The 21996-nt window shown below is 65.9% G+C and carries 18 protein-coding genes; 11 read left to right on the top strand and 7 right to left on the bottom strand.

All coding sequences use genetic code 11. From position 1 onward, the window contains the following. Positions 1 to 1038: a phosphoribosylformylglycinamidine cyclo-ligase gene (gene purM, locus ACVWWJ_RS18920; RefSeq protein ID WP_456969061.1), complete on the bottom strand. Its 1038-nt coding sequence runs from the start codon at positions 1036 to 1038 to the stop codon at positions 1 to 3. Between the two features lie 137 nt (positions 1039 to 1175). On the opposite strand from purM, the gene ACVWWJ_RS18915 reads away from it, so the two are divergent. The 3 genes from ACVWWJ_RS18915 (at position 1176) to hda (ending at position 4082) form a co-directional block, all read left to right on the top strand. Next, entirely contained in the window at positions 1176 to 2162 is a 987-nt protein-coding gene (locus tag ACVWWJ_RS18915; protein WP_456969060.1) for a DUF2066 domain-containing protein, read from the top strand. 70 nt (positions 2163 to 2232) lie between these two features. Further along, on the top strand, positions 2233 to 3390 hold the full coding sequence (locus ACVWWJ_RS18910; RefSeq protein ID WP_159895473.1) for an AI-2E family transporter: 1158 nt from the start codon (positions 2233 to 2235) through the stop codon (positions 3388 to 3390). Next, positions 3387 to 4082: a DnaA regulatory inactivator Hda gene (hda, locus tag ACVWWJ_RS18905; RefSeq protein WP_456969059.1), complete on the top strand. Its 696-nt coding sequence runs from the start codon at positions 3387 to 3389 to the stop codon at positions 4080 to 4082. Before ACVWWJ_RS18910 ends, hda begins: the two co-directional genes overlap by 4 nt. Positions 4083 to 4214: 132 nt before the next feature. Here the strand turns inward: hda and ACVWWJ_RS18900 are convergent, their stop codons facing one another. Both ACVWWJ_RS18900 and ACVWWJ_RS18895 read right to left on the bottom strand, forming a co-directional pair. Further along, entirely contained in the window at positions 4215 to 5252 is a 1038-nt protein-coding gene (locus ACVWWJ_RS18900) for a metallophosphoesterase (protein WP_456969058.1), read from the bottom strand. 133 nt (positions 5253 to 5385) lie between these two features. Further along, positions 5386 to 6189 (bottom strand): inositol monophosphatase family protein, encoded by an 804-nt coding sequence (locus ACVWWJ_RS18895; protein ID WP_159895467.1) that lies wholly within the window; start codon positions 6187 to 6189, stop codon positions 5386 to 5388. Between the two features lie 134 nt (positions 6190 to 6323). Between ACVWWJ_RS18895 and ACVWWJ_RS18890 the strand changes: the two genes are divergently transcribed. Next, entirely contained in the window at positions 6324 to 7103 is a 780-nt protein-coding gene (locus ACVWWJ_RS18890) for an RNA methyltransferase (protein ID WP_456969057.1), read from the top strand. Between the two features lie 107 nt (positions 7104 to 7210). Here ACVWWJ_RS18890 and ACVWWJ_RS18885 read toward each other — a convergent pair whose 3' ends face one another. Continuing rightward, positions 7211 to 8530, bottom strand: a complete 1320-nt coding sequence (locus tag ACVWWJ_RS18885; RefSeq protein ID WP_456969056.1) for a hemolysin family protein — start codon at positions 8528 to 8530, stop codon at positions 7211 to 7213. Positions 8531 to 8773: 243 nt separating this feature from the next. On the opposite strand from ACVWWJ_RS18885, the gene ACVWWJ_RS18880 reads away from it, so the two are divergent. Together ACVWWJ_RS18880 and ACVWWJ_RS18875 are read left to right on the top strand one after the other, a co-directional pair. Then, complete coding sequence (locus ACVWWJ_RS18880) at positions 8774 to 9403, top strand: DUF47 domain-containing protein (RefSeq protein WP_456969055.1); 630 nt, start codon at positions 8774 to 8776, stop codon at positions 9401 to 9403. 13 nt (positions 9404 to 9416) lie between these two features. Next, positions 9417 to 10541, top strand: coding sequence for an inorganic phosphate transporter (locus ACVWWJ_RS18875; RefSeq protein WP_159895459.1), 1125 nt, complete (start codon positions 9417 to 9419; stop codon positions 10539 to 10541). Between the two features lie 3 nt (positions 10542 to 10544). On the opposite strand, the gene ACVWWJ_RS18870 is transcribed toward ACVWWJ_RS18875, so the two are convergent. Next, entirely contained in the window at positions 10545 to 10949 is a 405-nt protein-coding gene (locus ACVWWJ_RS18870; RefSeq protein ID WP_159895457.1) for a hypothetical protein, read from the bottom strand. 75 nt (positions 10950 to 11024) lie between these two features. Between ACVWWJ_RS18870 and ACVWWJ_RS18865 the strand changes: the two genes are divergently transcribed. Further along, a complete protein-coding gene (locus ACVWWJ_RS18865) occupies positions 11025 to 11384 on the top strand; it encodes an MGMT family protein (RefSeq protein WP_456969054.1) in 360 nt (119 codons plus the stop codon). Positions 11385 to 11387: 3 nt separating this feature from the next. On the opposite strand, the gene ACVWWJ_RS18860 is transcribed toward ACVWWJ_RS18865, so the two are convergent. Then, positions 11388 to 11678, bottom strand: a complete 291-nt coding sequence (locus tag ACVWWJ_RS18860) for a hypothetical protein (RefSeq protein WP_456969052.1) — start codon at positions 11676 to 11678, stop codon at positions 11388 to 11390. A 172-nt stretch (positions 11679 to 11850) separates the two neighbouring features. Between ACVWWJ_RS18860 and recQ the strand changes: the two genes are divergently transcribed. The 4 genes from recQ to zwf all read left to right on the top strand — a co-directional run bounded on the left by recQ (position 11851) and on the right by zwf (position 19186). Continuing rightward, complete coding sequence (gene recQ, locus ACVWWJ_RS18855; protein ID WP_456969051.1) at positions 11851 to 13668, top strand: DNA helicase RecQ; 1818 nt, start codon at positions 11851 to 11853, stop codon at positions 13666 to 13668. A gap of 130 nt (positions 13669 to 13798) precedes the next feature. Further along, positions 13799 to 15463 (top strand): YbaL family putative K(+) efflux transporter, encoded by a 1665-nt coding sequence (gene ybaL, locus ACVWWJ_RS18850; protein ID WP_456969050.1) that lies wholly within the window; start codon positions 13799 to 13801, stop codon positions 15461 to 15463. Between the two features lie 67 nt (positions 15464 to 15530). Continuing rightward, complete coding sequence (locus ACVWWJ_RS18845) at positions 15531 to 17357, top strand: glycoside hydrolase family 15 protein (protein ID WP_456969049.1); 1827 nt, start codon at positions 15531 to 15533, stop codon at positions 17355 to 17357. Next, positions 17354 to 19186, top strand: a complete 1833-nt coding sequence (zwf, locus tag ACVWWJ_RS18840; protein ID WP_456969048.1) for a glucose-6-phosphate dehydrogenase — start codon at positions 17354 to 17356, stop codon at positions 19184 to 19186. The genes ACVWWJ_RS18845 and zwf overlap by 4 nt, the downstream gene beginning before the upstream one ends. Before the next feature lie 617 nt (positions 19187 to 19803). Here the strand turns inward: zwf and ACVWWJ_RS18835 are convergent. Then, positions 19804 to 21672, bottom strand: coding sequence for a DUF3300 domain-containing protein (locus ACVWWJ_RS18835; RefSeq protein ID WP_456969047.1), 1869 nt, complete (start codon positions 21670 to 21672; stop codon positions 19804 to 19806). Positions 21673 to 21996 lie beyond the last annotated feature (324 nt).

Genomic DNA, 21996 nt, shown 5'->3' with positions numbered 1-21996 from the left:
TCAGGCGATGTGGACGCGCTCGTCGCCGCTGGCGGCGACGACCGAGCCGATCGCCCAGGAGGCGAGGCCGTGGGCGGCGAGAGCGGCCTTCGCCGCTTCCACCTGCGCCTGTGCAAGCAGCACGGTGAAACCGATGCCGCAGTTGAAGGTGCGCCACATTTCTTCGCGGGCGACGTTGCCCTCGCGCTGCAGCCACTGGAACACCGGCGGCAGCTCCCACGAGGAGGCGTCAATGCTCAGGCCGAGGCCGTCGGGCACCACGCGGATGATGTTTTCCTTCAGGCCGCCACCGGTCACGTGGGCCATGCCGTGCACGTCCACCTTCGTCAGCAGGTCGAGGATCGGCTTCACGTAGATGGTGGTGGGCGCCATCAGTGCGTCACCCAGCTTCACGCCATCGAGATCGAGGTCGAGGGGCGAGCCGGCGCGCTCGAGGATCTTGCGAATCAGCGAGTAGCCGTTGGAATGCGGGCCGGAGGCGGCTACACCGAGAATGACGTCGCCGGCGACGATGGACGAACCGTCGTTCATGGCCGACTTTTCCACCGCGCCGACGGTGAAGCCGGCGAGGTCGTACTCGCCCGGTGGGTACATGTCCGGCATCTCGGCGGTTTCGCCGCCGATCAGCGCGCAGCCCGCCAGCTCACAGCCGCGGGCGATGCCGCTGATGACCGAAGCGGCGGTGTCGATGTCGAGCTTGCCGGTGGCGAAGTAGTCCAGGAAGAACAGTGGCTCGGCGCCCTGCACCAGCACGTCGTTGACGCACATGCCGACCAGGTCGATGCCGATCGTGTCGTGACGGCCGAGGATCTGGGCCAGCTTGAGCTTGGTGCCCACGCCGTCGGTGCCCGAGACCAGCACCGGCTCCTTATAACGGCCGGACAGGTCGAACAGGCCGCCGAAGCCGCCAAGCCCGCCCATGACTTCGGGACGGAAGGTCCGCTTGACCATCGGCTTGATGCGTTCGACGAGGGCGTTGCCGGCGTCGATATCGACACCCGCGTCGCGGTAGGTAAGAGAGCCCTGGTCGGAGGACATAAGCGATTCCGGCGCGTATTGGAAACCGTGCATGATAACAGCAAGCGGCCCCACGGCCTTGCCCTGCACGCCGTCTCGATGGACGGCATGGCAAGGTTTGGGCAGACTCCCTGTCTTCACAAAGCGACGCCAAACCCATGCGCCCAGCCCGTCTCCTCGCGTTCCTCATGCTCTTCCTGCTGTCTTTCGTCGGCACGGTGGCGGCGCAGACCGCGATTTATTCGGTGACGGTGCCCGTGGCCGATACCAGCGCCGCCGTACGTGACCAGGCCTTCGCCAACGGACTGACCCAGGTGCTCGCCCGGGCGTCGAACGGTGCGGATCCCCGGGCGAAGCCAGGTTATGCGGAAGCCATCAAGCAGCCCGGCGGCCTGGTGCAGCAGTACCAGTACGCCCGTACGGGTGGCGCGAATGGCGCTCCCCTGAGTCTTGAAATCGTCTTCGATCCCGGCGCGATCCGTCGCGTGCTGGCCGTCGGCGACGCCGCGGCAGCGGCACCGAAAGCCCCGGTGCTCGTCATCGCCCACGATGCCAGCGGCAAGCTGCTCGGTCAGCAGGACCTGCTCCCGCTGGCGCAGATGGCCGACACCCGCGGCTACCAGATCGTCGTGCCGAAGCCGGATTCCACCCTGGACGCCAACGCTATCGCCGCCGGAGACGCCGGGGCGATCGCCACCGTGGCGCGGCAGTACAACACCGCCGTGATCCTGATCGGCAAGGTCGGTGGCGACCAGACCGACTGGACGCTCGTCTCGGCAGGGCGGACGTCGAGCTGGAAAGACAGCGGCGAGGCGCGTGCGGCGCTGCTCTCCAATGGCGCCAACGCCATGGCCGACAAGCTCGATCGTCAGTTCGCGGCGACCCAGGGTGGCAGCTCCAGTGGCAAGGTATGGGTGTCGGGCCTGCGCTCGGCCGCTGACTACGCGAGCCTGCTGTCGACCTTCCAGAACGACCCCTCGGTAAAGACGGTCGCTCCCATCGGCGCCACCTCGGACGGGGTCCTGCTCAACGTGAGCGCCACCGCGCCCTTGGCCCGCCTGGTCGCCGCTTATGCCTCCGGTGGCCATGTTCTTGCCGCCGATGCGCACGACGGCGCCGACCTCGCCGTTCGCTGGATCCCCTGATCCGCGACAATGGCGTCACTACCGCCACGGGACGATGGCGGCGTCACCCCTATGCCGAAACTGGAATCGCATGACTCACGACACCTCGCGCCGCTGGCAGATGCTCGCCATCGCCGCCGTCATCATCTTCGTGATCTGGCTGCTCGCGCCGGTGCTCATGCCGTTCGCCGTCGCCGCGATGCTCGCCTACCTGGGTGATCCGCTCGCTGATCGACTGCAGCGCCTGGGCATGGGGCGGACGTGGGCGGTCAGCATCGTCTTTACCGTCATCGCACTGATCTTCATCGGGACGCTCCTGCTGCTGGTTCCGCTGATCCAGCATCAGTTCGAGAACCTGGCCGAGAATCTTCCGCGCTACGTGGAGTGGGCCAAGAGCACGGCGCTGCCGTGGATCCAGCAACGCCTGCACCTGGACGCGGACGTCTTCGACAGCGATCGGCTGATCGCGACCATCAAGGAGCACATCGGCTCGGTCAGCAGCGTGCTGGCTACCGCGGTGGCCAAGGTGTCGCAGTCCGGCATGGGCATCGTCATGTGGTTGACCAACCTCGTGCTGATCCCGGTGGTCGCGTTCTACCTGCTGCGCGACTGGGACACGATGATCGCGCACATCCAGCGCCTGCTGCCGCGTTCCATCGAGCCGACCGTGGTGCGCCTGTCGCGTGAGTCGGACCAGGTGCTTGGTGCCTTCGTTCGCGGCCAGTTGCTGGTGATGCTGGCGCTCGGCCTGTTCTACGGTATCGGCCTGACCTTATGCGGCATCTCGATCGGCCCGCTCATCGGCATGGTCGCCGGCCTGCTCAGCTTCGTGCCGTATCTCGGCTTCATGATCGGCTTCGTAGCCGCCATGATCGCCGCGCTCGTGCAATACGGCGACTGGACCCACGTGATCCTGGTGGCGGTGGTCTTCACCGTCGGCCAGTTGCTCGAAGGCTACGTGCTGGTGCCGCGCCTGGTTGGCGGCAAGATCGGTCTGCACCCGGTGGCGGTGATCTTCGCCGTGCTCGCGGGTGGCCACTTGTTCGGCTTCCTCGGCGTGCTGCTTGCACTGCCGGCCGCGTCGGTCGTCGTGGTGCTGATGCGCTACGTCTTCGCGCGTTACCGCGAGAGCGATCTCTACATGGAGCCGGCTGCCCCAGCGGAGCCGGAGCGCATCGATGTCGATGTCGACGTGGATGTCCGCGTCAAGCCGGTGCGCCCCACCATTCCAGGCGACGGCGGTCCATGACGACCCAGCTTCCCCTCGCACTGCGCTGGCCCCGCCGCCAGCGCTTCGAGCACTTCCACGCTGGCGAAAACGCGGTGGCGGTGGAGGCGGTGCAAGCCGCTGCTACTGACGCGTCGGCGCCCTGGGTTTTCGTGGCGGGGCCCATCGGTAGCGGTCGCACCCATCTGCTCATAGCCGCCTGCCAGGCGGCAATCGATGCCGGTCGCACGGCCCAGTACCTGCCGCTGGCCGGCCTGCGTGGCTCGCGTGCAGCGGCCATCCGCGGCATGGCTGGTAGCGACGTGCTGGCGATCGACGACGTCGACTCGATTGCCGGCGAAGCCGAGGCCGAGCACGCGCTGTTCGACACGTTCAATCGCTATCGCGCCGACGGCTGCACGCTGTTGTTCGCGGCCGTGGGTGCGCCGGTGTCGCTGGACATCGCGCTGCCGGATCTTCGTTCACGCCTCGGTTCGTTGACGCAGGCGTTGCTGAAGCCACTGGCGGACGTGGAACGTCGCCAGGTGCTTCGCGACCATGCCGCCGGCCGCGGCATCGAGCTCGACGACACCGTGCTCGACTGGCTGTTCGCGCATCACGCGCGCGACCTCGGTGCCTTGCTGGACCTGCTCGACACCCTGGACCGCGCGTCGCTCGCCGCCCAGCGACGCGTCACCGTTCCCTTCTTGCGCAACCTGCTCAGAAACGACTGACTTCCTTCTCGCTTTCCCTGTGGGAGCCGCTTCAGCGGCGATGGGTGCTTGCCGGCACCTGGCCCGCTGCGCGGGGATCGCCGCTGAAGCGGCTCCCACAGGAAGCATCGCCGATGAATCGGCTCCCACGCGTTAGCGGTTGCGGTGGACGGGAACGGTATCGATCAGCTGCTTCTGCTCGGGATCGTTATTGCGGACACCGTACACGTGAAGCATGCCTTCATCGGTGTCGTGTTCGACGATGAGATACGTCCGTTGTGACGCCGACCCACTCAGGTACACCGGTACGCTCCCGACCTCGCCATAGCGGCCCATCTGCTCGTGCAGGTGGCCAGCAAAGATGGCCGCGATGTCGGCGTTGATGACCATCCGCGCGAAGTCGCCGTAGAGCTCCTTCGGATCATGCATGTGGACGATGCCGAAGTCGTGGTCGCGATCTTTCCAGTCGCCATACCGGGGCTTCTCCAGCTTGTTCTCGATGAGGTGGCGTAACCAGGGCAGGGACGAGCTGATGTCGTAGCGTCCGGCACCAACGCCTTCATTCGTCTCGAAGCTGACCTCGTAGTTCGGGAAGTTGTTGAGCTGGATGCTCAGCACGCGATCGAGGCCCGGCGCGTCGACGGCGTAGGCCAGGCTTCCCTCATAGACCGTACGGAACACACCCGGGATGACGGAGAAGTCGAACGAGATCTTGCCGGCCTTGCTGGTGACGTGCCTGACGAGGTCACCGATGCTGTCGCGGGCGCAGCCGTTGTTGTAGCAACCCGAGCCATTCTCCTTGCGGATGTTGTTCTCGTAGTCGTGGTTGCCAAGGCCCAGATGCACGTTGTCGCCGAGAATCGTCAGCAGTCGCGCCATGACGGCGCGCTGGTGGCCGTGCCCATAAGCGGTGAGATCACCGTTGATGAAGACGGGGATGTCCGTGCCGGGTCGTGCCGCGCGATACGCAGCGATGCTGAGGTATTGCTCGGTGATCAGCGCTTCCGAGCGGCTGTCGCGTGCGCTGTCACTCTGGGTGACGTGGGCGTCGGTGAGGTCCGTCCACGGGTACTGTGGGTCGGAGGTGACGATCATGGTCTGGATGCCGGCCGTTGCATTGGCGGCGAGGGCGAGGGCGCCCATGGCGATCGTCAGGCTGAGGCCGCGGCGGGCGCGGGGGTTTCTTGTCATGGCATGTCGTCCTTGTGTCGGTGCAGAGCGAGCGAACGTCCGGTTCGCAACGACAGATTAGACGCATAACAAACCGGCGCCTGTAGGCAGGCGCCGGTAATGTTTGAAGCGATTGCCTACACTGCTGCCTGAGTCAGACCCCGAGCAGGCGCGCCGTGGCGTTGGCCTTGATCACCTCGGTCATCGCAGCGGCCACCTTGTGGTTGCCGGCGACGATGTTGCCGCTCTCGGGCAGGCCCTCGCGTCCGGCGAAATCGCCATAGACGCCGCCGGCTTCACGCACGAGCAGGGCGCCCGCAGCGATATCCCAGATGTTCAGGGCCGGCTCGAAGAAGCCGTCGACGCGGCCCGAGGCCACGTAAGCCAGGTCCAGCGCGGCCGAGCCCATGCGACGGATGTCTTCGGCCTCGGCCAGCAGGGCGGCGGTCATCGCGAGCTGCGGCTCCAGGTGGTTGCGGGCGCGGTAGGGATAACCGGTGGCGATAAGTGCCCCGGAGAGACCTTCGCGCTTGCCCACGCGGATGCGGCGATCGTTGAGATAGGCGCCATCACCCTTGCTGGCGGTGAAGAGCTCATCGCGCAGGGGGTCGAACACCACGCCGTAGACCGGCTCACCCTTCTCGACCAGGGCAATGGAGACGCAGAAGTGGGGGATGCCACGCAGGTAGTTGTGCGTGCCGTCGAGCGGGTCGATGACCCAGGTCAGCGGTCCCTTGCCGATCTGCCCCGACTCTTCGCCAAGAATGGCGTGGGTGGGGTAGGCCCGGCGAAGTTCTTTCACGATCTCGGCTTCGGCGAGGCGATCGACTTCCGAAGCGAAGTCCATGCGCTGCTTTTCGACGACCGCGAGGCCTTCGAGGCGATTCATGTAGCGCAGGATGATGTTTCCTGCGGAGCGCGCGGCGCGCGCCGCAACGTTGACGGCGGGTCTGGGCATGGGGATCGACTTGGTAAAAGAACAGGTGAGCGCGGTCGAGCCGCGTCGGTCGGGCAGTTTAACACCGCCTTGCGGCTCACCCAAGTCATTGCCGTTGTAGACTTTCCGGTCCTCCCGTTCAGCCTCCCGACGCCATGGCCCTTTCCGAGCTCAACGACCGCCTCCGTTTCGTCCTCGTCCGCACCTCGCATTCGGGAAATATCGGCTCCGCAGCCCGTGCCATGCGCACCATGGGCTTCGACCGGCTGACCCTGGTGGCACCGCATCGCTTCCCCGACCCGGAAGCCACGGCGCTGGCCGCGGGTGCCGACGATGTCCTCGGCCAGGCTTCCGTGCAGGACGATCTGGTGGCGGGCCTCGCCGGAACTACGTTTGCCCTGGGCCTCTCGGCGCGCCGCCGCGGGGTCAACATCCCGGAGCTGGACCCTCGCGAAGGCGTGGCCCAGGCCATCGCCGCCGCTCGCCGGGGCGAGCAGGTCGCCCTGGTCTTCGGCAATGAACGTACCGGCCTGGAGAACGACGAGCTGTCGCGATGCCATGCGATGATCCGCATCCCCAGCGTGGACGATTTCAGCTCGCTGAACCTCTCGCAGGCGGTGCAGGTCGTGGCCTACGAGCTTCGTTCGGCCCTGCTGGCCGATGAGGTGACGGCACCGGAGGCACTGGCTGCGGAGACGGCCGTCGATCCCGACGAGATCCCGGCCGACGCCGAGCAGATGGAGCGCTTCTTCACCCACCTGGGCCAGACCCTGGACGAGATCGAGTTCCACAAGGGCCGGTCGTCGGTGACGATCATGTTGAAGCTGCGCAAGCTCTTCCTCCGCGCCCGCCCCGAGCTCCGCGAACTCCGCATCCTCCACGGCATCCTCGCCGACGCCCAGCGCATGGCCGGGATCGCACACAAGAAAGACTGATGCGGATAGCCCGCTACGTGGGCTCATGCTTCTAATGTGGGAGCCGCTTCAGCGGCGATGCTTCTGGGAAGCCGCGAGGCGCAAAGCCCTTGGGGCTGTCCGCTTTGTCACTCCTGGACGAGCGCCTCGTTCTCGCCGACGACGCTGACCAGCAGCTTGTCGATGCGGGCGCCATCCATGTCGACGACTTCGAAACGGATGCCCTGCCAGACGAAGGATTCGCCGGCGCGAGGGATGTGGCCGAAGTTCGTCGTGACCATGCCGGCCGCGGTGCGGAAGTCGTGTTCTTCCTCGTTCGGCAGGCGATCGATCTGGAGTAGTTCGCGCAGGTCGTCGGCGGGCAGTGCGCCGTCGACAAGCCAGCTGCCGTCCTCGCGGCGGACGATGGGGCCGTCGTGCGTGGCGTCTTCGGTCGAGGGCGCGGTGGCACCGACGACGGCCGAAAGGAGGTCGTTGAGGGTGACCAGGCCCTCGATGTCGCCGTATTCGTCGACGGCCAGGGCTAGCTGGGTGTCGGCATCGCGAAAGGATTCCAGGAGATCGAGGGCGCGCGCCGTCGCCGGGACGAAGAGCGGTCTGGCGATGTGCCTGAAGAGGTCGACTTCGCCCTGTTGCATCGAGCTGAAGAGGGACTTCACCTCGACGGTGCCGACCACGTCGCTTTCGTCGCGGCGGAAGACCGGGTAGCGCGAGAAGGGGGTCTCGCGGAGTACCTCGAGGTTGTCTTCCTGCGGAGCGTTCATGTCGAGCCAGGCGATCTTCATGCGCGGCGTCATCACCGAGCCCACGGTGCGGTCGCCCAGCCGCAGCACGCGGTTGACCATGTTGCGTTCGTCCAGGTCGAGGATGCCTTGTTCCGCGCTCTCGGCCACGAGCAGGCGAATCTCTTCTTCCGTAGCTGCCGAAGCGTCACCGCGGCGCAGGCGAAGTACATGGAGGATGCCGCTGGAGAGGTGGTTGAGCAGCCAGACCATGGGCAAAAAAAGGCGGGATACGACGAGCATGGGCACGGCGATCTGCGAGGCGATCCGCTCCGGCGCTGTCAGCGCCGCTCGTTTGGGCACCAGTTCGCCGATGACGATCTGGACCAGCGACATCAGCAGGAAGCCGAGCAGCCAGCCGATGATCTTGGCGTACGGTTCCAGCCAGGCGGGTTCGCCGTCGTGGAACAGGGCGGTGAACTGCGCGCCCAGGGTGTCGCCGGCCACGGCACCGGTGACCAGGATGATCAGGGTCATGCCGACCTGCACGGTCGACAGGAAGCGCTCGGGGGATTCGGCAAGGCGCAGCGCCACCCCCGCGCGGCGACTGGTTCGTGCCATCTGTTTCAGGCGGCTCTTGCGGGAGGCCACGACGGACATCTCGGACAGCGCGAAGAACGCGTTGCCGAGGGAAAGGACGAGGACGAGCAGGATTTCGGAGAGCATTGGGGGGATATATATCAGACCGGGGGGATTTGGGGCGTGGGGAATCCGGCTTCCCCGCTCTGTTGGCTTTTCGCCGCTGAAGCGGCTCCTACATGTGCTGATCGCCGCTGAAGCGGCTCCCACATGTCCTGATCGCCGCTGAAGCGGCTCCTACATGTCCTGATCGCCGATGAATCGGCTTCCACATTTCCTTATCCGGTAACATTGCGGTCACAAATCCCCCAGGTTCCTCCAGGCGACCCCATGTTTTCACTCCAGACGATGTTCGGTAAGGGCGACAAGTTCTATGGCCTGCTCGAGGCCAGCGCCGAGGCCGCGCGTGAAAGTGCCAAGGCGATGCACGAACTGGTCACCCAGACCGACCGTACCCCGATCATGGCCGCCTTCAGCACCGCCCGGGCTCGCGAGAAGGCCTTGCACGGCCAGATCGGCGAGGAACTGGTCAACACCTTCGTGACCGCCCTGGATCGCGAAGACATCGAGGCGCTGAACTCCGCGCTGTACAAGATTCCCAAGTCCATCGAGAAGTTCGCCGAACGCTACGTGATCGTCGCCGAGCGTCTTCAGGGCATCGATTTCGGCCAGCGCGCGGCCCTGCTCGAGCGCTCGGCCGAGGTCGTGGTCGCCATGATTGGCCAGCTGCGCCATGGCCTGAAAATCGACCCGGTCAAGAAGCTGCGCGACCAGCTGCAGGCCCTGGAGTCGGAAGCCGACCGTCTCCTGCTCGATCCCTACCGCACGCTCTACGCGGAGGGTACCGACCCGCTGCGCGCCATTCTTGCCAAGGACCTGTTCGAGCTGGTGGAAAAGGCGGTCGACAAGTGCCGTGACGTAGGCAACGTCGTCTATTCCATCGTGCTCAAGAACTCCTGAGGGCGGCGTTCCCATGAGCATGGTCATCGCGGTCGTCCTGATCGCCCTCGCGTTCACCTATATCAACGGCTTCCACGATACGGCGAACTCCATCGCCACCGTGGTGGCAACCAAGGTCCTCACGCCGGGCCAGGCGGTCCTGCTGGCGGCGGTCACCAACCTGGCCGGCGCTCTGTGGGGCACTGCCGTGGCGGCGACGATCGCCTCGGGCCTGATCGATACCGGCGTGGTCGACGTGGGCTCGCAGCTGCTGATCAGCGCGCTACTTGGCGCCACCATCTGGAACCTGATCACATGGTGGATGGGCCTGCCGTCCAGTTCCAGCCACGCCCTGGTCGGCGGCTTGTGTGGCGCGGCGCTTGCCGCGTCGGACGGCAACCTGCATTCGATCATCTGGTGGCAGGGTGGGGCGCACTGGTGGCTGGGCAAGGGCGTCATGCCCAAGGTCATCCTGCCGATGATCGTCTCGCCTTTCCTCGGCTTCGTCATCGGCTACGCGCTGATGGGTGGCCTGTACGCGCTGCTCGGCTTCTTCTCGAGCCGGAAAGGCCCGTTGCGCCGTTTCGGTCGTACCCCGTTCGTGAACAGCTTCTTCGGCAAGGCGCAGATCGTCTCGGCCAGCGCGATGGGTCTGTCCCACGGCATGAACGATGCGCAGAAGAGCATGGGCATCATCGCCCTTGCCCTCGCTGGCGCCACGGCGGCCGGTCACTTCGACCACCTGCCGACCATCCTTCATTTCCTGCGCATTCCGCACGACCCGGCAGCGCCCGGTGGCTTCCCGATCCCGGTGTGGGTCAAGGTCGTCTGCGCGCTGACCATGGCCGCCGGTACCGCGGGCGGTGGCTGGCGCATCATCAAGACGCTCGGCCACAAGATGGTCAAGCTGCACCCGATCAACGGTTTCGCGGCAGAAGGCAGTTCGGCGGCGGTGATCCTCACCGCGTCGCTGCTCGGTGTCCCGGTCTCGACCACCCACAACGTGTCGGCGTCGATCATGGGCGTGGGCGCGGCCAAGCGCTGGAATGCCATCCGCTGGTCCGTGGTCGAGCGGATGGTCTGGGCCTGGATTCTTACCCTGCCGATCACGGCGGGCATCGGCTATGGCCTGGTCAAGCTCAGCCGGCTGTTTCTCTGAGTCTCAGAGGGCGTCGGCTTCGCCGTTGACGACCTGCTCGAGCTGGTCGCCGGTGGCACCGAGTTCTTCGATCAACCGGGCGAGCTCCCGCTCGTCCAGGTAGTCGTAGGGCCGGTTCTCGCAAAGATGCAGGTAGGGCGAGCCGTCGAGATCTGCCTCGGCGAGGTAACCCGTACGCTGTTCCCAGTTGAAGCGAAGGCAGCGACGTGCGTCCACCCCCGCCAGCGGGCCGATCGGGGTCGACAGGCGCAGGAAGCGCAGACCTTCCGAATCTTCCAGCTCAGCCAGGTAGATGCCCTGATGGCGTCCGTCCGGCAGCTCCAGGTCGAAACTGATGACATAGGGCTCGTTCTGGCGGAGTTTGTGCACGCCGCCGACGTGGGATCGGATTGCCTCGAAGTGTCGCATCGCTGGGGGAAATTCCGTCTCTGGGGAGGGTCGATGGTACGCTCCCCGCCGTTTCCAGGCATGCACGAAACGACCATGACGGATGAACTCGACGACGACGAGGCCCGCACGCTGCGGGCGACGCGGATCATCGAAGCGGTGGCAGCCATTCCACGTGGCCGGGTGGCGAGCTACGGGGCTATCGCCGCGCGGGCCGGCTATCCGGGACGCGCGCGCCTGATCGGCCGGGTGCTGGGCGACGCGCCCAATCGGCTCGACCTTCCCTGGCATCGCGTGCTCCGGGCGGACGGACGGATCGGAATCCCTGCGGGGACGCAGGGATATCGCGAGCAATGCCGGCGCCTCAAGGCCGAAGGCGTCACCGTGAAGGACGGCCGGGTGCCGATGAGCGCCTTCGGTCTCGACCACGACCTCGATCGCGCCATCTGGGGCTGAGGCTCAGGGGTAGGTGACGTCCACGACGCGCCAGGCTGCCGTGCGATCTCGTTGGAGGGCGTAGGCGAACAACTCCGCGTGGATCTGGCGTTGGGCGGACCTCATGTCGAGCGCACGGACGATGGCCGTGGACGGGCGGCCGGGTGGACAATCGAGCAGGCCGTCCCGCAGCGGACAGGCCGGCTCGACGATGCTACCCGCGAAGGCGACGCGGCCGTTTTCGGGATGGACGGGAAGAGTGCCCATCAGCAGGACACCGGCGAGGCACGTAGCGGTCAGGTACGGATGCTTCATATTCGTTCCCCTGGGATACGAACAGCCGACGAGCCACGCGGCGGGCCCACGCCTATTACCCGCCCACACGTTGCGGAAGAACATCGCTGGCGTCTCAAATCGGAGTAGGCCTACGGCCCGTTCAGCTGTCAGTAGATGACGGTAGAAGGTCCCCGTTTGTTAGCATGGCGGCATGCAGTCCCCGGCCCACGATCTTCTCCATTCCGTTTTCGGTTACCCCGAGTTCCGCGGCCAGCAGCAGGCCATCGTCGAAGAGGTCGCCAATGGCGGCGACGCTCTCGTCCTGATGCCCACCGGCGGCGGCAAATCGTTGTGTTTCCAGATTCCCGCCCTGATGCGCCATGGCACGGGCATCGTCGTCTCGCCCCTCATCGCCCTCATGCAAGACCAGGTCGATGCGCTGACCGAGGCCGGCGTTCGCGCCCGTTACCTCAACTCCAGCCTCGATTCGGCCACCCAGCGTGAGGTGGAAGAGCTCCTTCTCGCCGGTGACCTCGACATGCTCTATGTCGCGCCGGAGCGCCTGCTCACAGGGCGATTCCTCGGCCTGCTCGACCGGATTCCGATTGCGCTGTTCGCCATCGACGAGGCGCACTGCGTCTCCCAGTGGGGCCATGACTTCCGCCCGGAGTATCGCGAACTGGCGGTGCTGCATGAACGTTTCCCCGAAGTCCCGCGCATCGCGCTCACCGCCACGGCCGACGACCGCACGCGGGAAGAAATCGTCGAGCGCCTCGGCCTGAATGAGGCGCGTCGCTTCGTGTCGAGTTTCGACCGACCGAACATCCGTTACCGCGTTGCGCCGCGACAGAACGCGCGACGCCAGCTGCTGGACTTCCTCGACGCGCACCGCGGTGAAGCCGGCATCGTCTACTGCCTGAGCCGCCGCAAGGTCGACGAGACCGCTGCCTGGCTGGTCGAGGCCGGCGTCGAGGCGTTGCCGTACCACGCCGGCCTGGACGGCGATATGCGCACGCGCCACCAGCAGCGATTCCTGCGGGAAGACGCCGTGGTCATGGTGGCGACGGTCGCCTTCGGCATGGGCATCGATAAACCCGATGTACGCTTCGTCGCCCACCTGGACCTCCCGCGCAGCATGGAGGGGTACTACCAGGAGACCGGCCGTGCCGGTCGTGACGGCTTGCCGGCCGAAGCCTGGATGGTCTACGGCCTGGGTGACGTCGTCACCATGAGCCAGATGATTTCGCAGTCCGAGGCCGGCGACGATCGCAAGCGCATCGAGCGCCTGAAGCTCGACTCCCTGCTGGGTTTCGCCGAAGCCACGCGTTGCCGTCGACAGCTCTTGCTCGAGGCGTTCGCCGAGGTTTACCCGGAGCCCTGCGGCAACTGCGACAACTGCCTTGTCCCACCCACGACGTGGGACGCGACCCTGGCCGCGCAGAAGGCCATGTCGTGTGTCTATCGCAGTGGCCAGCGCTACGGCGCAGGGCATCTCATCGAAATCCTTCGCGGAGAAGCGGGCGAGCGTGTGCGCGACCTGCGTCACGATCAGCTCACTGTGTTCGGTGTCGGCGCCGACATGGACGCCACGCAATGGCGTTCGGTGTTCCGCCAGTTGCTCGCTGCCGGCCTGATCGAAGCAGACCCCGAGCGATACGGCACGCTGCGCCTCTCACCGACCAGCGGCCCGGTGCTCAAGGGCGAACGCAAGGTCTGGCTGCGTGAGGACGCGCGTCCAGCCAAAGGACGTCGTAACTCGCGGCCCTCTCCCGCGACCACGGGCGGGTCACTCGGTATCGAGGAGATCGAACAGCCGTTGTGGAGCGAGTTGCGTCGTGTGCGCTCGGAGCTGGCGAAGCAGCACGGCGTGCCCGCGTATGTCATCTTCCACGACGCGACCCTGCTGGCGATGCTTCGCGCGCTGCCCGCCAACGAAGACGAACTCGGTTCGATCAGTGGCGTGGGCGAAAACAAGCTCAAGCGCTACGGCAAGGATTTCCTCGCCGTCCTGACCGCCAGCGGCGCCTAAGATTCTTCTCAGCCCCCGTAGGAGCTGATTCATCGGTGATCAGGACGGGTGGGAGCCCCTTCAGCGGCGAAAAGCCAGCGGAGCGGTTTAGCTGATACGGTCATGGCCAACGACGACTCAAGGAGCCGCCATGCACGACGCCACGCCTCTCATTGCCACCATCGTCGGTGGACTCGTTCTCGCTTTCATCTTCGGCGCCATTGCCAACCGCCTGCGGCTGCCTGTCCTGGCCGGCTATCTGGTCGCGGGTGTCGTCGCCGGGCCTTTCACCCCGGGCTACGTAGCCGACGCAGGCATCGCCCAGGAACTCGCGGACCTCGGCGTCATCCTGCTGATGTTCGGCGTGGGGCTGCACTTCTCGCTGAAGGACCTGCTCTCGGTCAAGGCGATCTCGATCCCCGGCGCCGCCGTCCAGATGGGTGTCGCCACCGGTCTCGGCATGCTGCTCGGCTGGGGTTTGGGCTGGCCGCTCGCCCAGGGCTTCGTCTTCGGTCTGGCACTCTCGGTCGCGAGCACCGTGGTCCTGCTTCGCGCCATGGAAGAGCGGCGGCTGCTCGACAGCGATCGCGGTCGCATCGCCGTCGGCTGGCTTATCGTCGAAGACCTCGCCATGGTCCTGGCGCTGGTCCTGCTGCCGGCCATCGGTGGCTTTCTGGGTTCGGAGAAGGGCGGCGCAACACCGTCGATGGGCGAGCTGTTCGAGACCGTGGCGTGGACCATCGGCAAAGTGGTGGTCTTCGTTGCCTTGATGCTCATCGTCGGCAAGCGCGTGATTCCCTGGACACTCCAGGCTGTGTCGGCCACGGGCTCGCGTGAGTTGTTCCGCCTTGCCGTACTGGCGATGGCCCTGGGTGTCGCGTTCGGTGCCGCGCATCTTTTCGACGTCTCGTTCGAGCTGGGCGCCTTTTTCGCCGGCATGATGATGGGTGAGTCGAAACTCTCCCAGCAGGCGGCGGAGGAAACCCTGCCGTTGCGTGACGCTTTCGCCGTGCTGTTCTTCGTCTCGATCGGCATGCTGTTCAATCCACATATCCTGGTCGAGCATCCGTGGGTCGTGTTGGCCGCCTGCCTGATCATCATCGTCGGCAAATCGGCCGCTGCCTTCGTCATCGTGCGGGCCTTCGGCCGGCCTGTGAAAACCGCGCTGACCATCGCCACCAGTCTGGCGCAGATCGGTGAGTTCTCCTTCATCCTTGCCGCGCTCGGTGTGTCGGTTGGCCTCATCAGTGCACAGGCGCGCGACGTGATCCTCGCCGCGGCCATCGTGTCGATCCTCGTGAATCCCTTGCTGTTCGTCGCCCTCGATCGCTGGATCGCGAAACATGATGCCGATGCTCCCGATCAGCATCCGGCAGCTGTCGGCGGCCACACCGTACTGGTCGGTTTCGGTCGTGTCGGTCGTCGCGTATTCGCCGAGCTGCGTGCCGCCGGCGCGCGCGTGCTCGTCATCGAAACCGACGAAGATGCCGTGCGTGCGTTGCGCGATTCGGGTGGCGCGGATGTCGTTATCGGCAACGCCGCGGCATCGCTGGTCCTGGCCGAAGCCAACCTCGCCGGCGCACGCGCCCTGATCGTGGCGGTGCCGGATCCGTTCGAAGCGGGGCAGGTCGTTCGCGCTGCACGCCAGGCCCGCGCCGACCTGCCCATCGTCGCGCGCGCCCACTCGCAGGAGTGCATGGATCACCTCGCCGGCCTCGGTGCCAGCGAGGTCATCTATGGGGAGCAGGAACTTGCGCACAGCCTGTTCGAAGCCGCGCGCGGCGATCGCACGCCGGTGGCTACTTCGGGGCACTGATCGCTACGCGGTTCTAACGTCCCGGCGACTACCGTTAACGGAATAGCGCTCATACGACGAGGACTTCATGGCATCCCTGATCGAAGACTACGCGATGCTCGGCAACTGCCGAAGCGCCGCCCTGGTGGCACGCAACGGTTCCATTGATTGGCTATGCGTGCCGCGCTTTGACTCGGCCGCCTGCTTCGCCGCCCTGGTCGGTGACGAAAGCAACGGACGCTGGCGCGTCGCGCCTTCGGATCCCGACGCCTCCTGTCAGCGTCGTTACATCGACGGCAGCCTCGTGCTGGAAACGGAGTGGCGCACCGCGACCGGCCGTGCCCGCGTCATCGACTTCATGCCGTTCGCCGGCGAGCAGGTCGGCGTGACGCGCATCGTCGAAGGTATCGAGGGCCGGGTGGACTTCGAAAGCATCCTGACCATTCGTTTCGACTACGGCAGTGCGGTGCCCTGGGTGACTCGCGTCGACGAGACCACGATGACCGCGGTCGCTGGTCCCGACCTGCTGGTGGTGCGCAGTCCTATCGCGGTGGAAGGCGAGGGCATGCAAAGCGTGGCGCGTTTCGCCGTGAGCGCGGGCGACTCGATCCCCTTCGTCATGGCCTGGGGTGCCTCGCACCTGCCACCGCCCGAAGCGCTCGATGCGCATCAGGAACTGAAGGATTCGCTGGCCTTCTGGGAAGACTGGTCCGGTCGCTGCAACGACTCGGGCGAGTGGAGCGATATCGTGCGCCGCTCGCTCATCGTGCTGAAGGGCCTCAGCTATCTGCCTACCGGCGGCATCGTCGCCGCGCCGACCACGTCATTGCCCGAGCAGCTCGGTGGCGAACGTAACTGGGACTACCGCTTCTGCTGGGCACGCGACGCTACCTTCGTGCTCTCGGCCCTGGTCAATGCGGGTTACCACGATGAAGCCAGCGCCTGGCGCGAGTGGGTACGCCGCGCCGTTGCCGGCTCGCCCGGCCAGTTGCAGGTCCTCTACGGCCTGGCTGGCGAACGTCGGCTCGAGGAATACGAGCTGCCCTGGCTCGCTGGCTACGAAGGTGCCAAGCCGGTTCGTGTCGGCAATGCGGCATCGGCACAGTTCCAGCTCGATATCTTCGGTGAACTCGTCGGCGCCTTCGCCCACGCGGTGCGCCATGGCGTCGCGCTGCAGCCCGATGCCGACGACGTGCAGTCGGTGTTCCTCGAACACCTCGAAAGCATCTGGCGCCACCCGGATGAAGGCATCTGGGAAATCCGTGGTGAGCCGCGTCACTTCGTCCACTCCAAGGTCATGGCCTGGCTGGCTTTCCAGCGTGCGGCCGAACAGAACCGCGACGGTCGCGACCCGCATTTCGTCCAACGCTGGAGAAACGTCGCCGACGAGATCAAAGCCGATATCCTCGCCAAGGGCGTGGATCCCGTCCGCGGCTGCTTCACCCAGTCTTATGGTTCGACGGAGCTCGACGCCAGCCTGTTGTTGGTGACGCTCTCCGACTTCCTCCCCCCGGACGATCCGCGCATCGTCGCCACCGTCCGGGCCATCGAAGAGGACCTGCTCGTCGAGGGATTCGTCCGCCGCTACGACACGCGCAGTGGCGTGGATGGCCTGCCACCGGGGGAGGGCGAGTTCCTGCCATGCAGCTTCTGGCTGGTGGAAAATTACGTGCTGCTGGGCAGGCTGGACGAGGCGAGAGCGCTTTTTGTCCGCCTGGTTGCTCTGTCGAACGACCTCGGACTGCTCGCGGAGGAGTACGATCCACGGTCGAAACGACTGCTGGGCAATTTCCCACAAGCCTTTTCCCACGTAGCGTTGGTTAATGCCGCTTTCAGTCTCGCGCACGGTTTCAGCGCGACTGCCGACAGCCACGCTTCCCCCCCTACCACCGATCCCCAAGGAGTCCGTGCATGAGCCAAGCCCAATCGAAGCGCGTTACCTCGCGCGCTCACCCGGCCGACCCGTGTACCGTCGTGATTTTCGGCGCTGCCGGTGACCTCACCAGCCGCCTCGTCGTTCCCGCCCTGTACAACATGCGTCGCACCGGCCTGTTGTCCGACAATTTCTCCGTGATCGGTTTCAATCACGGCAAGATGGCCGACAACGCCTGGAAGAAAAGCCTGCGCACCGCGCTCGAGCGCTACGTCAGCAATGCCGGCGCCAAGCTCGACGACGATGCCTGGGGCTGGCTGAGTAGCCAGATGAGCTACCACGCAGGCGACTTCGACGACCTCAGTGCCTTCCAGAGCCTCGCCACCAAGCTCAAGGCGGCAGAGCGGAGCCGTGGCACCAAGGGCAACGTGCTCTTTTACCTGGCAACCCCGGAACGTTTCTTCGGCGACGTGATCGAGCAGCTGAAGAATGCCGGCCTGGTCGACGACGGTGGTGCGGATGGCCAGTTCTGGCGCCGCGTGATCATCGAGAAGCCCTTTGGCCACGACCTCGCCTCCGCGCATGCGCTGAACGAGCGCATCCTCAAGGTGCTGCGCGAAGACCAGATCTACCGCATCGATCATTTCCTCGGTAAGGAAACGGTGCAGAACATCATGGCGTTCCGCTTCGCCAACGGCCTGTTCGAGCCGATCTGGAACCGCGATCGCATCGACCACGTGCAGATCACCGTGGCCGAAACCGTGGGCGTGGAACGCCGTGGCTCGTTCTACGAGCAGACCGGCGCGCTGCGCGACATGGTGCCGAACCATCTGTTCCAGTTGCTGGCCATGGTCGCCATGGAGCCGCCGACTTCCTTCGACGCCGAAGCCGTGCGCACGCGCAAGGCCGAGACGATCGAGGCAATCCGTCCGATCCAGCCCGAAGACGCGGTGCGCGGCCAGTACGGTCCGGGCGCGGTGAACAACGAACTGGCCACCTCCTACCGCGACGAGCCGAACGTGGCGCCGGATTCGGTGACCGAGACCTTCGTCGCGCTGAAGCTGTCTATCGACACCTGGCGCTGGTCGGGCGTGCCGTTCTACCTGCGCACCGGCAAGCATATGGGTCGCCGCACAACGGAGATCGCGATCCGCTTCAAGTCCGCGCCGTTTGCCCCGTTCCGTGGCACCGGCATGGACGCGTTCGGTCCGGACTGGCTGGTGCTGCAGATCCAGCCGGACGAAGGCATCTCGTTGCAGTTCGACGTGAAGCGCCCCGGCCCGCGTGTGGAACTCGCACCGGTCCGCATGGACTTCAAGTACGCCGACTGGTTCCGCGCCGAGCCGAACGTGGGCTACGAAACGCTGCTCTACGATTGCATGACCGGCGACGCCACGCTGTTCCAGCGTGCCGACATGGTCGAAGCCTGCTGGCGCGCCGTGCAGCCGATCCTCGACGACTGGGCACAGCGCACGCCGGCCGACTTCCCGAACTACGCCTCCGGCAGCGCGGGTCCGGCCTCGGCCGACACCTTGCTCGCCCTCGGTGGCCGTTCGTGGCGTCCGCTGAACTCCGCCGCGGAGCTCAATGCCCGTCGTACCGCCAAGCCCAAGACGGATGCATCGGCTTCTGCCGAGAAGAAGCCTGCGGCTCGCAAGACAGCGAAGCGCGCGGCGGCGAAGAAGACGGTGCGTGTTGCCGCGACGAAGAAGGCCGTGCCGGCCCGCAAGGTCGCGGTGAAGAAAGCGGCGCCGAAGAAGGCGGCAGTCAAGAAGGTCGCAGTGAAGAAGGCAGCCGTGAAGAAGGCCCCGGCAAAAAAGGTCGCCGCCGCACGCAAGGCTGCGCCGGTGAAGCGGGCACGCAAGAAGTAAGCGACCACCTCAGGTTGCAATGAAGAGCCCGGCTTACACCGGGCTCTTTTTTTTGGTTCTTCGCAGATCACCGGGGCTTGGGGCGCTCGACCGGCTTGCCTTTGGCCTCGCGGGCTCGGCTTTTACCATCGCCTTCTACACTTGGGCGTCTCGCGGGGAGACCTTGGTGCCCACCCTCGCTGCTCAGACAGTCCTCCGCGTTTCGTACCGGAAGGCCGCTACCGCGGCCGATGTACTTATTTGGCCTACGGCCGCTCCACTTGTCCGGAACTCGCATCGAGGGTGGACACCAAGGTCTCTCACGACGATACGGTCAGCTGTAAGGAGAGCCAACAGCCGAAGCGGCGTTGCTTCGTCAGCTCGACCTCACGAACCTCGGGGCTGGGGAGAGTCTTCGGTGCCCACCCTCGAGGCGAGTTCCCGACAAGTGGAGCGGCCGTAGGCCAGATGGATACATGGGCCGCGCAGCGGCCTTTCCGGTACGAAACGCGAAGGGGTGTCTGAGCAGCGAGGGTGGGCACCGAAGGCTCTGCGCCGTGACCTTCAGGCACCGAAGGCTCTGCGCCTCACCCTTCAAACACTGAAGGTCCAGCGCCGCAGCGGATGTCGCGCTGCCTTTAGTGGTCGTCGTGCCTGTCGTGATGCGCGGGTGGAGCAGCCTTTTGCGCAGGCGCATGGTTCTCGTGCTGCGGTTCCTGCCGTTGCTGAGGGGCTGGACGCTGCTGAGGTGCAGAACGTTGCTGTTCGTGCTGCTGCTCCACGCGTTGCGGCTGCGGTCGCGGCTGTTCCATTCGCTGCTGCGGTTCGCGTTGGGGTTCCGCGCGCTGCGGCATCGGTCGTTCCTGCGCAGGCTGCCGTTCGATCTGCTGCGGACGCTGCGGCTGCGGCTGCGGCTGCGGCTGTAGCCGTGGCTGTGCTGCCGGCTGCGGCCTTGGCATCGCGGCAGCGCGCTGCTGCGCTTCCGCGCGCGACCGTCCAGCTTCCTGCTCCCGTGCATTTGCCTGTTGCTGCGCCTGCGCGGCCTGCGCCGCCTGCGTGGCCCGCTGCTGTTCGCGAGGGTCGACGTGTGGCACCTGACCGCCTGCCTGCTGGCGCGGATCGAATCGCGTCGGTTCGTTCCGCGTGACGTTCTGGCCTGGCGGGTTCTGACTGGGGCGGAATGCCCGCGCTGCGTTCGCATTGCGTGGATCGGCGGGGTTGCCAGGACGCTGGCCGAATGCCAGACCACGCCCGTCGGCACGCTGCCCCTCCGCCTCCGCCTGCGCCTGCGCCTGCGCTTGCGGCGGCGGCAGGGCAGGGCGCGCGTTCGGCGCCGTCGGGTGCGTCATGCCGGCCGTGAAGTTCGGGCGTTGCATGTGCGCGTAGTCGGGTGGCGCCGGACGCGCACCGGTTGCGACCGGTGCCGCCTGCCGGCGGTTGTCGATATTGTTGTTATTGAAGTCGTGCCGGTTGTCGATGTGGTTCGAACGATCGATGTTTACCGAGCGGTTGATGTTGACCGTGCGGTTGATCACCGTCGTGCGATTCACTGCATAGGGATGGTTGTCGTAGACGATCGCCGGACGGCCGCCATAGTGCGGGCCACCCGGCCGGCCGCCGCCCCACGAGGTGTTCCACGAATTCCAGCCCCAACGCGGCGGCTCGCGGTGCCCGTGCGAGGCGAACAACTCGCCGACCAGCACACCGGCACCGAACGAGATCAGGCCGGTGGCGACCAGATCGCCACGGTCGCGCGGCGGTTCCTCGTACCAACCCTGGGAATAGACGCGCGTGACGATCGGCTCGCCGTAGACAGCGTCCGGATCGTAATCGGGCACGTAGACCACGCCGGACTCGGCCGGCTCGATGACGATGGTCTGCGCGGGTGCGGCGACGATGCCGTTGTCGTCGGCAACGGTCTCGTCGACGGACGGGCCTCGCTGCTCGACCTGTACGACCTGCTGCGCGGAGTTTTGCAGGTTGCCGTGCGCCCGCGCCCGGCCGCGCATGACCTGGATTGCGTTCATGACATCGGTGGGCTCGCTTGCATAGGCCGCGCCGAGTGCAGCTGTCCACTCGGTGTTGTTGGCCAGCTGGTCGAGCACGGCGGGGAAGGCCACCAGCGACTTCACGCTCGGATCCCACGGCTGGCCGTCGGCGGCGTCGATGAGGGCGGCGCCGGTGAGATTGCGGTTCTGCTGAAGGAAGTCACGCGCGGCGCCGACATCGTCGGGATGCGTGGAAGCAGCCAGGGTCTGCGCGACGAGGCGGTCAGGGAACAGGGCGATCGGGGCGACCAGCGCAAACAGCTGCTCAGCCGTCGGCAGCTGGTAGGCGGGGGCCTGGGTGGATGCGGTGGCAGGACCTGCCGCCGATGTCGCCGCGACGGGTGCCTGTGCGTCAGCGTCGGCCGGCGCCTGGCGCTGGCAGCCGGCGAGAGCGCCGATCAGTGAGACGGACAGGACGGACATCATCGAGATATCCAGGGCGAATCGCTTGATCACCATGAGTTCCTTAGTCGTTCGTGGGACTTCGTGCGTTCAGCTTCAGCGAAAACAGGTGAGCGATGGCTGTCTGAAGCGCCAAACCGCAAGGACTTGCCGATGTCGTTCATCCGCGAGTTGGCATCGGATACACATGTTTTTACGCTGCGCCGCAACAAAGCGGCTCCCCGACGAGCCCTCTCGATGGCCCTGCGCATCCCGCTTTGAAAAACTGTCGCCCGGGCAGTGGCTTACGCGCTCGCATCGAATGTCTTGCCCGCGCATGGATCGATCCAAATCCCCTATGAGATTTTCCGCAGTGCAGTATTTTCGTCATTCAACTATTTA

It is taken from the genome of Luteibacter sp. HA06 (assembly GCF_054061215.1).
Note: the sequence above shows the minus strand (reverse complement) of the source record. Positions and strands in the feature narration are given on the sequence as shown.

What these genes read in the sequence shown, in the direction of transcription:
- purM (WP_456969061.1), bottom strand. Translation starts at nt 1,038, where the DNA reads ATGTCCTCCGACCAGGGCTCTCTTACCTACCGCGACGCGGGTGTCGAT.
- ACVWWJ_RS18915 (WP_456969060.1), top strand. Translation starts at nt 1,176, where the DNA reads ATGCGCCCAGCCCGTCTCCTCGCGTTCCTCATGCTCTTCCTGCTGTCT.
- ACVWWJ_RS18910 (WP_159895473.1), top strand. Translation starts at nt 2,233, where the DNA reads ATGACTCACGACACCTCGCGCCGCTGGCAGATGCTCGCCATCGCCGCC.
- hda (WP_456969059.1), top strand. Translation starts at nt 3,387, where the DNA reads ATGACGACCCAGCTTCCCCTCGCACTGCGCTGGCCCCGCCGCCAGCGC.
- ACVWWJ_RS18900 (WP_456969058.1), bottom strand. Translation starts at nt 5,252, where the DNA reads ATGACAAGAAACCCCCGCGCCCGCCGCGGCCTCAGCCTGACGATCGCC.
- ACVWWJ_RS18895 (WP_159895467.1), bottom strand. Translation starts at nt 6,189, where the DNA reads ATGCCCAGACCCGCCGTCAACGTTGCGGCGCGCGCCGCGCGCTCCGCA.
- ACVWWJ_RS18890 (WP_456969057.1), top strand. Translation starts at nt 6,324, where the DNA reads ATGGCCCTTTCCGAGCTCAACGACCGCCTCCGTTTCGTCCTCGTCCGC.
- ACVWWJ_RS18885 (WP_456969056.1), bottom strand. Translation starts at nt 8,530, where the DNA reads ATGCTCTCCGAAATCCTGCTCGTCCTCGTCCTTTCCCTCGGCAACGCG.
- ACVWWJ_RS18880 (WP_456969055.1), top strand. Translation starts at nt 8,774, where the DNA reads ATGTTTTCACTCCAGACGATGTTCGGTAAGGGCGACAAGTTCTATGGC.
- ACVWWJ_RS18875 (WP_159895459.1), top strand. Translation starts at nt 9,417, where the DNA reads ATGAGCATGGTCATCGCGGTCGTCCTGATCGCCCTCGCGTTCACCTAT.
- ACVWWJ_RS18870 (WP_159895457.1), bottom strand. Translation starts at nt 10,949, where the DNA reads ATGCGACACTTCGAGGCAATCCGATCCCACGTCGGCGGCGTGCACAAA.
- ACVWWJ_RS18865 (WP_456969054.1), top strand. Translation starts at nt 11,025, where the DNA reads ATGACGGATGAACTCGACGACGACGAGGCCCGCACGCTGCGGGCGACG.
- ACVWWJ_RS18860 (WP_456969052.1), bottom strand. Translation starts at nt 11,678, where the DNA reads ATGAAGCATCCGTACCTGACCGCTACGTGCCTCGCCGGTGTCCTGCTG.
- recQ (WP_456969051.1), top strand. Translation starts at nt 11,851, where the DNA reads ATGCAGTCCCCGGCCCACGATCTTCTCCATTCCGTTTTCGGTTACCCC.
- ybaL (WP_456969050.1), top strand. Translation starts at nt 13,799, where the DNA reads ATGCACGACGCCACGCCTCTCATTGCCACCATCGTCGGTGGACTCGTT.
- ACVWWJ_RS18845 (WP_456969049.1), top strand. Translation starts at nt 15,531, where the DNA reads ATGGCATCCCTGATCGAAGACTACGCGATGCTCGGCAACTGCCGAAGC.
- zwf (WP_456969048.1), top strand. Translation starts at nt 17,354, where the DNA reads ATGAGCCAAGCCCAATCGAAGCGCGTTACCTCGCGCGCTCACCCGGCC.
- ACVWWJ_RS18835 (WP_456969047.1), bottom strand. Translation starts at nt 21,672, where the DNA reads ATGGTGATCAAGCGATTCGCCCTGGATATCTCGATGATGTCCGTCCTG.